This is a genomic window from Mycolicibacter senuensis, from assembly GCF_003284925.1.
Lineage (GTDB): Bacteria > Actinomycetota > Actinomycetes > Mycobacteriales > Mycobacteriaceae > Mycobacterium > Mycobacterium algericum_A.
In genome coordinates, this window is record NZ_QMEX01000107.1 from 1 (window position 1) to 12,663 (window position 12,663).

At 69.8% G+C, this 12,663-nt stretch carries 13 protein-coding genes and 1 pseudogene; 4 read left to right on the forward strand and 10 right to left on the reverse strand.

The features are described from left to right. The 9 genes from DQP56_RS18475 to clpS form a co-directional block, all read right to left on the reverse strand. The coding region (locus tag DQP56_RS18475; protein ID WP_133258965.1) for a serine/threonine-protein kinase at positions 1–758 on the reverse strand (758 nt) is incomplete at its 3' end. Positions 759–761: 3 nt separating this feature from the next. Continuing rightward, positions 762–1,373 carry a non-canonical purine NTP pyrophosphatase gene (locus DQP56_RS18480; RefSeq protein WP_112687865.1) on the reverse strand — a complete coding sequence of 204 codons (612 nt, stop codon included), beginning with the start codon at positions 1,371–1,373 and terminating at the stop codon, positions 762–764. A 47-nt stretch (positions 1,374–1,420) separates the two neighbouring features. Beyond that, on the reverse strand, positions 1,421–2,203 hold the full coding sequence (rph, locus tag DQP56_RS18485) for a ribonuclease PH (protein WP_112687867.1): 783 nt from the start codon (positions 2,201–2,203) through the stop codon (positions 1,421–1,423). A gap of 43 nt (positions 2,204–2,246) precedes the next feature. Then, positions 2,247–3,023, reverse strand: a complete 777-nt coding sequence (locus tag DQP56_RS18490; RefSeq protein WP_112687869.1) for a cyclic nucleotide-degrading phosphodiesterase — start codon at positions 3,021–3,023, stop codon at positions 2,247–2,249. Between the two features lie 79 nt (positions 3,024–3,102). Next, positions 3,103–3,909 carry a glutamate racemase gene (gene murI / locus DQP56_RS18495; protein ID WP_234825723.1) on the reverse strand — a complete coding sequence of 269 codons (807 nt, stop codon included), beginning with the start codon at positions 3,907–3,909 and terminating at the stop codon, positions 3,103–3,105. Next, the gene (locus DQP56_RS18500) at positions 3,906–4,559 is read right to left on the reverse strand and encodes a rhomboid family intramembrane serine protease (protein ID WP_112687871.1); all 654 of its coding nucleotides are present in this window, start codon (positions 4,557–4,559) and stop codon (positions 3,906–3,908) included. The genes murI and DQP56_RS18500 overlap by 4 nt, the downstream gene beginning before the upstream one ends. Positions 4,560–4,566: 7 nt before the next feature. Next, positions 4,567–5,655: a P1 family peptidase gene (locus DQP56_RS18505; protein WP_112687873.1), complete on the reverse strand. Its 1,089-nt coding sequence runs from the start codon at positions 5,653–5,655 to the stop codon at positions 4,567–4,569. Continuing rightward, a complete protein-coding gene (gene aosR / locus DQP56_RS18510; protein ID WP_112687875.1) occupies positions 5,652–6,248 on the reverse strand; it encodes an oxidative stress transcriptional regulator AosR in 597 nt (198 codons plus the stop codon). Before aosR ends, DQP56_RS18505 begins: the two co-directional genes overlap by 4 nt. A 31-nt stretch (positions 6,249–6,279) precedes the next feature. After that, positions 6,280–6,594 carry an ATP-dependent Clp protease adapter ClpS gene (gene clpS, locus DQP56_RS18515; RefSeq protein WP_112687885.1) on the reverse strand — a complete coding sequence of 105 codons (315 nt, stop codon included), beginning with the start codon at positions 6,592–6,594 and terminating at the stop codon, positions 6,280–6,282. A gap of 52 nt (positions 6,595–6,646) precedes the next feature. Between clpS and DQP56_RS18520 the strand changes: the two genes are divergently transcribed. Next, complete coding sequence (locus DQP56_RS18520) at positions 6,647–7,969, forward strand: nicotinate phosphoribosyltransferase (protein ID WP_435673881.1); 1,323 nt, start codon at positions 6,647–6,649, stop codon at positions 7,967–7,969. Positions 7,970–7,984: 15 nt separating this feature from the next. Here the strand turns inward: DQP56_RS18520 and DQP56_RS18525 are convergent, their stop codons facing one another. Further along, on the reverse strand, positions 7,985–8,251 hold the full coding sequence (locus tag DQP56_RS18525; protein WP_112687879.1) for a YdeI/OmpD-associated family protein: 267 nt from the start codon (positions 8,249–8,251) through the stop codon (positions 7,985–7,987). 60 nt (positions 8,252–8,311) lie between these two features. Here DQP56_RS18525 and DQP56_RS18530 point away from each other — a divergent pair, with 60 nt between their 5' ends. From DQP56_RS18530 to DQP56_RS25625, 3 genes and pseudogenes are all read left to right on the forward strand, one after another. Continuing rightward, the gene (locus DQP56_RS18530) at positions 8,312–10,294 is read left to right on the forward strand and encodes an ATP-dependent DNA helicase (RefSeq protein WP_112687887.1); all 1,983 of its coding nucleotides are present in this window, start codon (positions 8,312–8,314) and stop codon (positions 10,292–10,294) included. 20 nt (positions 10,295–10,314) lie between these two features. Beyond that, the gene (locus tag DQP56_RS18535) at positions 10,315–11,754 is read left to right on the forward strand and encodes a neutral zinc metallopeptidase (protein WP_112687881.1); all 1,440 of its coding nucleotides are present in this window, start codon (positions 10,315–10,317) and stop codon (positions 11,752–11,754) included. A 162-nt stretch (positions 11,755–11,916) separates the two neighbouring features. After that, positions 11,917–12,663, forward strand: a pseudogene (locus DQP56_RS25625) (PGRS repeat-containing protein); the annotation flags it as partial.

Genomic DNA, 12,663 nt, shown 5'->3' on the forward strand with positions numbered 1-12,663 from the left:
GCCAGCACCGCGTCGAGCTGAGCCAAGTCCGGCCGCCGCTCGCTCAGCCGTGGCGGCGCGGCGGTCAGGTGCTGGCTGATGACCGTCACGGGGTTGCCGTCACCGAACGGCGGTACCCCGGTGAACAGATGGAATGCGGTGGCCGCCAGCGCATACTGATCGGCTCGACCGTCCAGATCGTCGCCCCGCAACTGCTCGGGTGCCGCGTAGGACACCGTGCCGACGGTGAAGTTGGTGGCGGTCAGCCCGCCGACGGTACCCAATTGCCGAACGATTCCGAAGTCCGCCAACAAGATCCGCTGGGAGCCGCCTTCGGGATCGGCGATCAGGATATTCGCCGGTTTGACGTCGCGATGCAGCAGCCCATGCTGATGCGCATGATCCAGTGCCTCGGCGATCGCGCTGACGATCGGCAGGGCCTCGTCGGCGGGCATCCCGTTGGGATACCGGTCGGCGACGAACCGTGCCGCGTCGGTCCCGGCCACGTAGTCCATCGCGATCCAAAGCTGGCCATCGTATTCGCCGCGATCATGGACGCCGACGATGTTGGGGTGAAACAGCGTCGCCGCAAGGTCGGCCTCCAGTTGGAACCGCTGGCGAAACTCAGCGTCGGTGGTCAGGCCGGCGGGCAGGACCTTGAGCGCGTCGCGACGCGGCAGCCTCGGATGCCGGGCCAGGTACACCTCGCCCATCCCCCCGGAGCCGAGCAGGCGTTCGATGCGGTAACCGGCGAACTCGGCGCCGAGCGCTAACGGCAAGGTTCACCCCGCGAGTTGTTGCAGCGCCGGTAGCAGCAGCGCCAGCGCACGACCGCGGTGCGACTCGGCGTCCTTTTCTGCCGGGCTCAGTTGGGCCGCGGTGCGTACCGCACCGGCGGGTACGAAGACCGGGTCGTAGCCGAATCCGCCGTCGCCGCGCGGTTCCCTGGTGATGCTGCCCGGCCACTCCCCGCGCACCACCACCTCGTGATCGGCTCCGGTACCCCAGACCAGTGCGCAGGCGGACACGAACGCCGCGCCGCGTCGTTCGTCGGGAACGTCGCGAAGTTGGTCCAGCAACAGGGCGGTGTTGGCGCCGTCGTCGCCGTGACTGCCCGACCAGCGCGCCGACAGCACCCCCGGCATACCGTTGAGCGCATCCACGGTCAGACCGGAATCGTCGGCGACACAAGGCAACCCGGTCGCCATATAGCCGCTGCGCGCCTTGGCCAGGGCGTTATCCTCGAAGGTCGCCCCGGTTTCGGGCGCCTCGTCGTACGACGGCACCTCATCCAGCGAGACGGGACGCAGGCCGGAGACACCGGCGTGCTCGAGCACCCGATTGAGTTCAGCCAGTTTCTTGCGGTTACGACTGGCCACCAGCAGCTGCGTCAATGGCGCCGCTCCTCCTCGTCGCTGACGCTTCGCATCGTCGCCGACGCTTAGTCAGAGCCGAACGCTTTCTTCGGTGCCGGGCCCTCCGGCAGCACCCCCGGGTAGGGCAACGCCAACGCTTCGCGCTGCACCACGAACAGCTTCTCGCACGCGCCCAGCGCCGCGTCGAGCATCTTGTCCAGCGTCGAGCGCGGGAAGGTCGCCCCCTCACCGGTGCCCTGGATCTCCACCAGGGTTCCGGTATCGGTGGCCACGACGTTCATGTCGACCTCCGCACGCGAGTCCTCTTCGTAGGGCAGGTCGACGCGAACCCGGCCGTCGACCACACCGACACTGACGGCCGAGATCGCGCATGACAGCGGGCGGGGATCAGACAGCTTGCCTGCGGCGGACAGGTAGGTGACCGCGTCGGCGAGCGCCACATAGGCGCCGGTGATCGCCGCGGTGCGGGTACCGCCGTCGGCCTGCAACACGTCACAGTCGATCGCGATGGTGTTCTCCCCCAACGCGGCGAGGTCGATACAGGCGCGCAGCGAGCGCCCGACCAGCCGGCTGATCTCCTGGGTGCGTCCACCCACCCGGCCCTTGACCGACTCGCGGTCGGAGCGGGTGTGCGTGGCCGCCGGCAGCATGGCGTATTCGGCGGTCAGCCAGCCGCGGCCGGAGCCCTTCCGCCAGCGCGGCACGCCCTCAGTGACGCTGGCCGTGCACATGACTCGGGTGTCACCGAACTCGACCAGCACCGACCCAGCCGGGTTCGAGGTGAATCCGCGGGTGATGCCGACCGGGCGCAGCTCGTCGTCGAGGCGACCGTCTTCTCGTTTGGACACGCCGCTAACCCTAATGGAGGGGTGTGTCAGGCCCGGTGGTGCGTCATGACCGCCGGATATCGAAACTCTCGTCGCAGACCACCGCGTGTACCGGTCCGCCGAACTCGGCTTTGGCCTCGCCGATCACGTCCTCGCGCGACGTCCACGGCGGGATATGGGTGAGCAGCAGTTGCCCCACCCCGGCCGCGGCGGCGATACGCCCGGCCTCGCTGCCTGACAGATGCAGGTTCGGGGGGCGATTGGCCTCATGGGTCCACGACGCCTCGCACAAGAACACGTCGGCGCCGCGGGCCAGTTCGATCACCTGGTCGCAGTAGCCGGTGTCGCCGCTGTAAACCAGGGTCGCGCCGGCGGCATCGGTGATCCGCATGCCGAACGACTCGGTCGGGTGAGACACCAGGCTGGGGCGCACGCTGACGCTTCCGAACTCGACGGCTTCACCGTCGACCCAGGTGTGGACGTCGAAGATGTCGGTGATGTCATCGATCTCGCCGCCGTACGGGGAGGATGCGGCGCCCATTCGCGACCAGGTGTCGCTGGGCCCGTATATAAGGCCCTTGGGGAACGGCGCGGTCGCCACCGCCGGGTGGTAGCGGCGCCAGACGAACAGTCCCGGAAGATCCAGGCAGTGATCGGCGTGCAGGTGCGACAACAACACGTGCACCGAGCCGGGATCGACATAGCGCTGCAATGCCCCCAGCACGCCGCCTCCGAAGTCGATGACCAGCGGTGGGGTACCCGGAGCCTGCAACAGGTAGCCCGATGCCGGCGAATCCGGACCCACCACGCTGCCGGAGCAGCCGAGCACGGTCAGTCGCACGTTCCCTACTGTGCCATGTTCGCTGCGGCCATGACCAAGACACCAGCGCTTTGCCCGCTATTCGTCGTCGAAATCACGGTCACGACCGGCTCAATGGAGCGTGCCGCCGGACGGCGCCGACACCGGTGATCGCCGGCCCCAGGAAGCGGGTGGCCAATGCGGCGAACGCCTCCGGGTCGCCGGTGGCCTCGAAGAGTCGGGTGGCCGGCGGAGCCCGGTGGGGACGCAGCAGATCCAGTTCGGTCAGCACCCGCAGCAACTCCTTGGCGGTCTCCTCAGCGCTGGACACCAGCGTCACCTGCTCTCCCATCGCCAGCTGGATCAACCCCGACAGCAGTGGGTAGTGGGTGCAGCCCAGTACCAGGGTGTCGACCCCGGCGCGCTGCAGCGGCTCCAGGTATCCCTCGGCCAGCCCCAACACCTGCCGGCCGCTGGTGATACCGCGCTCGACGAAGTCCACGAAGCGCGGGCAGGCCACCGCGGTGATCTCGGTGTCGCGGGCAGCGGCGAACGCGTCCTGGTAGGCGTGGCTGGTGATGGTCGCCTGCGTTCCGATCACCCCGATGCGGCCGTTGCGGGTGGTGGCCACCGCTCGGCGCACCGCCGGCAGGATCACCTCGACGACCGGCACGTCGTAGCGTTCCCGGGCATCGCGCAGGCATGCCGCCGACGCGGTGTTGCAGGCGATAACCAGTGCCTTGACGCCGCGCTCGACCAGATCATCGCCGATGGCCAACGCGTGTGCGCGGACCTCGGGGATCGTCAGCGGCCCGTACGGGCCGTTGGCGGTGTCGCCGACGTAGACGATGTCCTCGTCGGGCAGCTGGTCGATGATCGAGCGTGCGACGGTCAGCCCACCGACGCCGGAGTCGAAGATCCCGATCACGCCGATACCGCCCGCCGCCGTTCGCGGGCGTTGCGCTCGGGGCCCGAGAGCAGGTAGGCGGCCAGTATCCCGGCGATCGCGCCGCACAGGTGCCCCTGCCAGGAGACGCCGCCGCACACGTTCAGCACCGGCACCGCCCCCCACAGGATCCCGCCGTAGAGCACCAGCACCACCAGCCCGACCACGATCTGCCAGAGTCTGCGGGTGAACCACCCGAACACCACCAGGAAAGCCAACCAGCCGAAGATCAGCCCCGAGGCGCCGATGTGATCGGTGGGCCCGCACGCCGACCCGACGTTGCCGATCAGCCAGGTGCCCAGCCCACCGACCAGCCACACGATCGCGGTGGCGAGCAGGAACCGGGTCTGTCCGGCCAACGTCATCAAGAAACCCAGCACCAGCGCGGGACCGGTGTTGGCCAGCAGATGCGCCCAGTTCGCGTGCAGCAACGGCGCGAACAACACCCCCCACAGCCCGTCGCTCTGCAACGGCCGGATGCCATTGCGGTCCAGCCCGTGGCCGCCGAGCTGATCGACCGCCTCGATGAGGTAGAGCAAGGCGACGAAGCCCACGACGGTGGCCCCACCGGTGCGCCAGAGCGGCTTCTTGTCGGAACGCGGCGCGGGCGACGCGCCTGATCGGGAGCTCATGCCCGCATCACGACCTTCCCGTCAATCCGGCCGCCTTGCTGCCGAACGCTCCCGGCAACGTGCCGCCGTAGGTCGGTATCCCGGCCACCGGATCGGCCGCCAGCAACCCCACCAGCACCGCGCGGGCCAAACAGTCCGCCGCGGCGGCACCCACCTCCGCGACCAAACCGGTCTCCGGAGACATCGCCGCGGGGGTGTCGGCCAGCGCCGGAACCTCGACGGCTCCGGTCGCCAGTGCGAAGACGGTATCGCCGTCCACGGGGGTGTGGGAGGGCCGGATGGTGCGCGACAGCCCGTCCTGAGCGGCGATCGCCATCCGGCGGCAGCCGGCCGGGCTGAGCGCGGCGTCGGTAGCCACCACCGCGATGGTGGTGTTGAGCGAGCGGGATTTGGGTTCCAGTCCGGCGAGCACCGCCAGTTCCTCCGACGGCGGCGCCGTCAATCCGAACTCTTCGACGAGGGAGGCCAACCACGGCAGGCCGGTGGTGGCGTCGATGACCTCGCCGCTCGGGTTCACCACCACCAGTGCCCCCACCGTGACCGAATGCTCGCCGTGCTCCCCGAGTTCCAGCGTGACCGAGGCGGTGCCCACCCCGCCCTTGAACACCCCGGCCCGTGCGCCGACCCCGGCGCCGACGCAGCCGGTCGCCGGCCTTGCTCCGGCGGGCCCGGCGGCAGCCGCCGCGGCGGCATAGCCGAACTCCGCGGTAGGCCGTTTGTCCCAGCCCCCGACTGGCAGGTCGAAGATGACCGCCGCCGGAACGATCGGGACCACGCCGCCGTCCAGCGCCACCCCGCGACCCTGCTCCTCGAGCCAGGTCATCACGCCGTCGGCGGTCGCCAGCCCGTAGGCGCTCCCGCCGGAGAGCACCACTGCGTCCACCCAGCGCACACTGTTGGCCGGATCGAGCAGATCGGTCTCCCGGCTGCCGGGCGCACCCCCCCGGCTGTCGACGGCACCGACCGTGCCGGGCGGCGCCAGCACGACGGTGACCCCGCTGGCCCAGCCGGATCCCAGCGTCGCGTCCTGGTCCAGCCGGTGGTGATGGCCCACCCGGATCCCGGCGACATCGGTGATCGAACCCGTATCCGTCATCGGCCGGGCCGATCCATCAGCGCGACCACCAGGTATTCCTGCAGCACGGTGAGCCACTGATAGACGTTGAGCTGACCGGCCCTCGGATCGCCGGGCGGTAGCCGATCCGGGCCGTTGGGACCGATCTGCAGCATGGTGCCCAGCGCCAGGCGGATGTCGTTGACGGCCGCGATCCAGGCATTGGCCTGTTCCTCGGTCAGTTCGAAACGACCGCCCCGTTCCGGCAGCGTGTCCAAGACCTGTTGCGCCGCACCACGTTTCGCATCGATGATCTCCGGCTCGTGCAGGCTGCGCAGCGCCGCGTTGAGGCCTTCCGCGTCGAGAACGGAGTCGCCGGCCGTGGCGCCGTCGCCGTCGGCACGGTAGAAGTCCGGCAGCAGCCGGCGCGTGGTGGCGTCCTCCGGCGGCCGGGTGTTACCCGTCTTCATCCCGGTAATCTGTTCGAGTTCGTCGGGAGGGGAGGCGGATTCACGGGCCTCGAGCATCCCGACGATCGAGCCGACGAGGTTGCGGAGCAGCGCGGCCTCGTGCAGTGCCAACGCGGAGCGGAAGCGGGGGCCGCCGTCGGTTTCAACCCGCTTCCACTTGTGCACGGTAAGGTTCGGTTCCCTTCGAGTCGACGTCTCAGCGGTCCTGCTGCATGGTCGCCCACAACCCGGCGGCATGCAGTTTGGACACGTCCACCTCCATCGACTCCCGGCTTCCGGCAGATACCACCGCCTTGCCCTCATGGTGCACCTGCAGCATCAGTTTGGTCGCGTGCGGCTCGCTGTAACCGAACAACTTCTGAAAGACGTAGGTCACATAGGTCATCAGGTTGACCGGGTCGTCCCAGACGATGGTCACCCAGGGGGAAGCGGTGTCCTCGGCCGGGTCAGCGTGCCGCTGGCCGGTGCCCTGCGGTTTCACCGGGGTGGGCGTCGCTGCTGACGTGGCCATAACGCTCAGGATACCGAGCCGGGGTGGGGCCAAGTCCAGCCGATACGGTTGGCTGGTGACCACCTCGGCCCGCTGCGGCGGGTTGCTCACCGACAAGTACGAGCTGACCATGCTGGCCGCGGCGCTGCGCAACGGCACGGCCGGTCGGTGCACCGGCTTCGAGTTGTTCGCCCGTCGGCTCCCCGAGGGACGCCGCTACGGGGTGGTGGCCGGCACCGACCGGTTCCTCGCCGCCCTCACCTCGTTCGGCTTCGATGACGCCGCACTGGGTCTGCTCTCGGAGTTCCTGGACCCGGACACCGTGAGCTACCTGCGTGATTTCCGCTTCCGCGGCGACGTCGACGGCTATGCCGAGGGCGAGTTGTACTTCGCGGGATCACCGGTGCTGAGCGTGCGCGCCAGCTTCGCCGAGTGCATCGTGCTGGAGACGCTGCTGCTGTCGATCTTCAACCATGACACGGCGGTCGCCTCGGCGGCCGCCCGGATGGTCAGCGCGGCCGATGGCCGGCCGCTGATCGAGATGGGCTCGCGCCGCACCCACGAGCAGGCCGCGATCGCGGCGGCCCGGGCCGCCTACCTGGCGGGATTCGCCGGGACGTCGAATCTCGAAGCGCACCGCAGCTTCGGTGTGCCGGTGCTGGGCACCAGCGCACACGCCTTCACCCTGCTGCACGCCGGCCCCGACGTTGCCGACGCCGACGGCGAATTGGCGGCATTCCGCGCCCAGGTCGCCGCGCTGGGTGTCGGCACCACGCTGCTGGTGGACACCTACGACGTCACCGCCGGAGTGGCCAATGCCGTCGAGGCGGCCGGCCCGCGGCTGGGCGCGGTCCGTATCGACTCCGGCGAACTGGCGGTGTTGGCGCATCAGGTCCGCGAGCAACTGGACCGGCTGGGGGCCACTGCCACCAGGATCGTGGTCTCCGGCGATCTCGACGAATTCGCCATCGCGGCGCTGCGTGCGGCGCCGGTGGACAGTTACGGCGTCGGCACCGCGGTGGTGACCGGTTCGGGAGCACCGGCGGCCGGCTTCGTCTACAAGCTGGTCGAGGTGGACGAAGTGGCGGTGCACAAGCGCAGCGCGGACAAGACGTCGGCGGGCGGGCGGAAGCAGGCACTGCGGACTTTCCGGCCGAGCGGCATCCTCGTCGAGGAGGTGGTCCACCCCGCGGGCCGCCCGCCCGAGGTGAGCCAGCCGCACCGGGTAGTGACCGTTCCGCTGGTCCGTGGCGGCGACGTGGTGACCGATACCGGGGCGACGGCACTGGCCGCGGCGCGCGACCGCGTCGCCTCCGGGCTGCGCAGCCTGCCGTGGGAGGGATTGAAGCTGGCTCACGGCGAGCCGGCGATACCGACCCGGGTGATCCCGCGGTGATGGTGGGCCGGTCGGCTAGCGGCCGTTGCGTTCCCGGTGCTTGCACCCGGGCCAGCAGCAGGGGCGCCGCTTGCCCTCCTCGAGTTCCTCGCGGGTCCGGCGGATGCGTCGCTCCCGGGTGGCCTGCTGTTTGGCGTCCTCGACCCAGCAGATGAACTCGTTGCGCGCCAACGGCGTAATGTCCTGCCAGGCCGCCAGCGCGGTCGGACTGACGAGCAGACCGTCGCGCAGGTCCGCGGGTAGCTCATGCACCGCCCCGCCGGGCAATCGCTGACTTGTCATCGCCTCAGGATACGGGGACGGACACGATGAATCGGGGACGCGAGCTACCGTGTGCACACCATGGCTGACGCGTCCGTCCCCGAGCTGCTCGCCACCGCGGTAGCCGCCCTGGGCGGTAGCGAACGCGACGGCCAGGAGCGCATGGCCGAGGCGGTGGCGCATGCCTTCGACACCGGCGAGCACCTGGCGGTGCAGGCCGGCACCGGCACCGGCAAATCGCTGGCCTATCTGGTTCCGGCGATCGCGCGGGCGGTGGCCGACGATCACCCGGTGGTGGTGTCCACCGCGACCATCGCGCTGCAGCGCCAACTCGTTGACCGCGACCTGCCGCGGCTGGCCGACGCGCTGGAAGGCGTACTGCCCCGGCGGCCCACCTTCGCGCTGCTCAAAGGGCGCCGAAATTACCTGTGCCTGAACAAGATCCATAGCGGAACCAGTGACGACTCAGGCGAAGCGCCGCAGGAGGAGCTGTTCGAGCCATTCGCCGCCAGCGCCTTGGGCCGGGACGTGCAGCGGCTCACCGCCTGGGCGGACGACACCGCGACGGGGGATCGTGATGACCTCAAACCCGGTGTGCCGGAGCGATCCTGGGCTCAGGTCAGCGTGTCGGCACGGGAGTGCCTGGGCGCCACCCGCTGCCAGTTCGGCACCGACTGCTTCGCCGAGCGGGCCCGCGCCGTCGCCGGCGCGGCCGATATCGTCGTCACCAACCACGCCCTGCTGGCCATCGACGCCATCTCGGATACCACCGTGCTGCCCGAGCACGAGCTGTTGGTGGTCGACGAGGCGCACGAACTGGTGGACCGGGTGACATCGGTGGCCACCGCCGAGTTGACCGCCGCGGCACTGAGTGTCGCGGTGCGCCGCGTCACCCGGCTGGTCTCCCCCGAACTGGTCCAGCGCCTTGATGCCGCGTCGCTGACGTTCGGCTCGGCGATTCACGACGGCACGCCCGGCCGGATGGATTACCTCGACGACGAGCTGGCGACGTATCTGGCGGCGCTGCGGGATGCTGCCGGCGCGGTCCGCTCGGCCATCGACACTGCACCGGCTGACCCCAAAGCCGCCGCCGCCCGCAAGGAGGCGGTCGCCGCACTCTCCGAGATCGCCGACACCGCCGCGCGGATCCTGGCCTCGTTCGAACCGGCGATCCCCGAGCGCTCCGACGTGGTGTGGCTCAGCCATGAAGACAACCGTGGCTCGATGCGGGCGGTGCTGCGGGTCGCACCGTTGTCGGTGGCCGGCCTGCTGCATGATCGGCTGTTCGGCCGGGCCACGACGGTGCTGACCTCAGCGACGTTGACCGTGGGCGGCTCCTTCGACGCGATGGCCGGCGCCTGGGGCTTGACCGGCGGCTCGGAACCTCACGAAGAGAGCTGGCGCGGCTTGGATGTCGGCTCGCCGTTTGCGCACGCCAAGGCCGGCATCCTCTACGTGGCCGCGCACCTGCCGCCGCCCGGGCGCGACGGCACCGGCACGGACGCGCAGCTCGACGAGATCGCCGAGCTGATCACCGCCGCCGGTGGACGCACCCTGGGGCTGTTCTCCTCGATGCGGGCGGCACGCGCCGCAGCCGAGGCGATGCGGGAGCGGTTGGACACCCCGGTGCTGTGTCAGGGCGAGGACACTACCGGCGCGCTGGTCGAGCAGTTCGCCGCCGACGCCGACACATCGTTGTTCGGCACGCTGTCGCTGTGGCAGGGCGTCGACGTCCCGGGACCGTCGCTGTCGCTGGTGCTCATCGACCGCATCCCGTTCCCGCGGCCCGACGACCCGCTGTTGACCGCACGGCAGCGCGCGATCAGCGCCCGCGGCGGCAACGGCTTCATGGCGGTCGCCGCCAATCACGCCGCGCTGCTGTTGGCCCAGGGCGCGGGCCGGTTGCTGCGCGGCGTCGACGACCGAGGCGTGGTGGCGGTACTGGACTCGCGGATGGCGACCGCCCGCTACGCCGGTTATCTTCGGGCGTCGCTGCCGCCGTTCTGGGCGACGACCGACACCGACAAGGTCCGTCTGGCGCTGCGGCGGCTCCGCGGCGGTTGAGCGCACTATCGTGATGTCCCATGCGCCGCCGCCACCGTGCTCTCGCGACCGCCTGCACCCTGGTGCTGCTGTTGAGCGGGTGCGCCCGGATGCTGGAGGGAACACCGGTGTCGATCTTCGCCGACCCGTTCCGGGTGGGCGGCCTGCAGGCGGTGGACGGGCCCACCGGGTTGCGCCCCGACGCCCCGCCGCCGAGCCGCGAGGTCGAGGGCACCGACGGCGGGCGGATCGACCAGCTCGCCGCCCAGTCCGTCAGTGACCTCGAGGCGTTCTGGACGACCAGTTATCCCAACACCTTTGACGGCGACTTCGAGCCGGTGCGATCGCTGCTCTCCTGGGATCCCGGCCAACTACGTGGAACATTCTGCAAGAGTAGGACTTTCCTGCTGATCAATGCGGCCTACTGCTATCTGGACGACACCATCGGGTGGGATCGCCGGCTGCTGTTGCCGGCGCTGCGCAGCATCTACGGCGACATGGCGATCACCATGGTGCTCGCCCATGAGTACGGCCACGCGATCGCCCGCGCCGCCGGGATCACCAAGCGGCGCCAGACCCCGACGCTGGTGGCCGAGCAGCAGGCGGACTGTCTGGCGGGGGTCTACCTGCGCTGGGTGGCCCAGGGCGACTCGCCTCGCTTCACGCTCAGCACCGGTGACGGGTTGAACGGTGTGCTGGCCGCGATGCTGGCGCTGCGCGATCCGCTGCTCAATCCCGGCGAGACCGTCGGCGACAACGAGCACGGCTCGGCGTTCGAACGGATCTCGGCGTTCCAGTTCGGGTTCACCGACGGCGCCGGATCGTGCCAGGCCATCGACGCCCAGGAGATCGAGCAGCGGCGCGGCGAACTCCCCGTCCAATTGCAGCAGAACGAGACCGGCGAGGTGCCGGTCAGCGAGGATTCGGTGCGGGTCATCGTCGACGCGATGAACATCGCGTTCGAGCCGAACAAACCCCCGCAGCTCACGTTCGACGCCGCGGTCGCCTCGTCGTGCACCGACGCCCGGCCCAGCCCCCCGGCGTCGTACTGTCCCGCGACCAACACCATTGCGGTCGATCTGCCGGCTCTGCAGGCGATGGGCACCCCCAGCAAGGACCAGAAGTTGGCGACGCTGTCCGGCGACAACACCGCCTATTCGGTCCTGGTGTCGCGCTACCTGCAGGCGGTGCAGGTCGAGCACGGCGGGCTGGTGCTCGACAACGCCGCTGCCGCGCTGCGCACCGCATGCCTGACCGGGGTGGCCACCACCCGGCTGTCGCAGGGGGTCACCACCTCCAATGGCAGCATCATCGTGTTGACCGCGGGCGATCTGGACGAGGCGGTCGCCGGGCTGCTCACCAACGGCCTGGCCGCCGGTGACGTCAACGGCGAATCGGTGCCGGCGGGCTTCTCTCGTATCGACGCCTACCGCACCGGGGTGCTCGGCGACTTCGACCGCTGTCTGGCCCGCTTCCCCTGAGGGTTGCCACCGCCTGAGGTTTGCTAGGCGACGCAGAGCGAAAAGCGGCCTGCTTCGAAGCAGTTGCTTCTGACTGTTTACTGCCAGCCCGTTTGGTGGATAAAATCACCCTCACACCAGGCATGCCTCAGGATCACTTGCGGCCCTGGGCGGAGGTGCGAGATGACGTCACGTCGAAGCCGAAAGCCCGACAACAAGCGCTCGCAACGTTGCCGACACAAGGCCCGCACCGCCGCTGGAATGTTCGCCGCAGTCGGGCTCGCCCCGATGCTGACCGCACCCCAGGCGGCAGCGGACCTCGACTGGTTATTCGATCTGTTCGGCTCTCTCGACGCACCCACGACGATGGTCGACTCAACGCAGAACTGGGGAGACCTGAGCGCCTGGCTGGATGCGATCGCCTGGGCTGACCCGACCTCCTGGTCCATCGGCACCGGACCCGACGCCGCGCTCGGCACCACCCTCGACGGTGGATGGTTCGAGGAGTACTTCTACACCCCGATCCACGGGGCGATCGACGACTGGATCAACAGCCCCGAGGGGATTCAGGTCGCCGACTGGGTCAACACCTGGACCGGCCAGTTCCTCATCGGCGACGGCGCCGCCGGAACCGCTGAGCATCCCGACGGCGGCGACGGCGGCTTGCTGTTCGGCGATGGGGGCGACGGCTACTACGGCGGCAACGGCGGCAATGCCGGCTGGCTGATCGGCAACGGCGGCAATGCCGGCGGCCCGGGTCCCTCAACGGAGATCAGCGCGGTCGAATACCTGGCTCCGATCAACGGAACACCGGGACAGGCGGGCAATGCCGCGTTCCTGTTCGGCAACGGGGGCAACGGCGGCGACGGCACCGACGGAATCGGCGGGGGCAATGGCGGCGCCGGCGGGGCCGGCGGGGCCGGCGGGATC

Coding starts and splice junctions, on each gene's coding strand:
- DQP56_RS18530 (WP_112687887.1), top strand. CDS start 8,312: ATGGCTGACGCGTCCGTCCCCGAGCTGCTCGCCACCGCGGTAGCCGCC.
- DQP56_RS18525 (WP_112687879.1), bottom strand. CDS start 8,251: ATGACAAGTCAGCGATTGCCCGGCGGGGCGGTGCATGAGCTACCCGCG.
- DQP56_RS18505 (WP_112687873.1), bottom strand. CDS start 5,655: ATGACGGATACGGGTTCGATCACCGATGTCGCCGGGATCCGGGTGGGC.
- DQP56_RS18535 (WP_112687881.1), top strand. CDS start 10,315: ATGCGCCGCCGCCACCGTGCTCTCGCGACCGCCTGCACCCTGGTGCTG.
- DQP56_RS18500 (WP_112687871.1), bottom strand. CDS start 4,559: ATGAGCTCCCGATCAGGCGCGTCGCCCGCGCCGCGTTCCGACAAGAAG.
- clpS (WP_112687885.1), bottom strand. CDS start 6,594: ATGGCCACGTCAGCAGCGACGCCCACCCCGGTGAAACCGCAGGGCACC.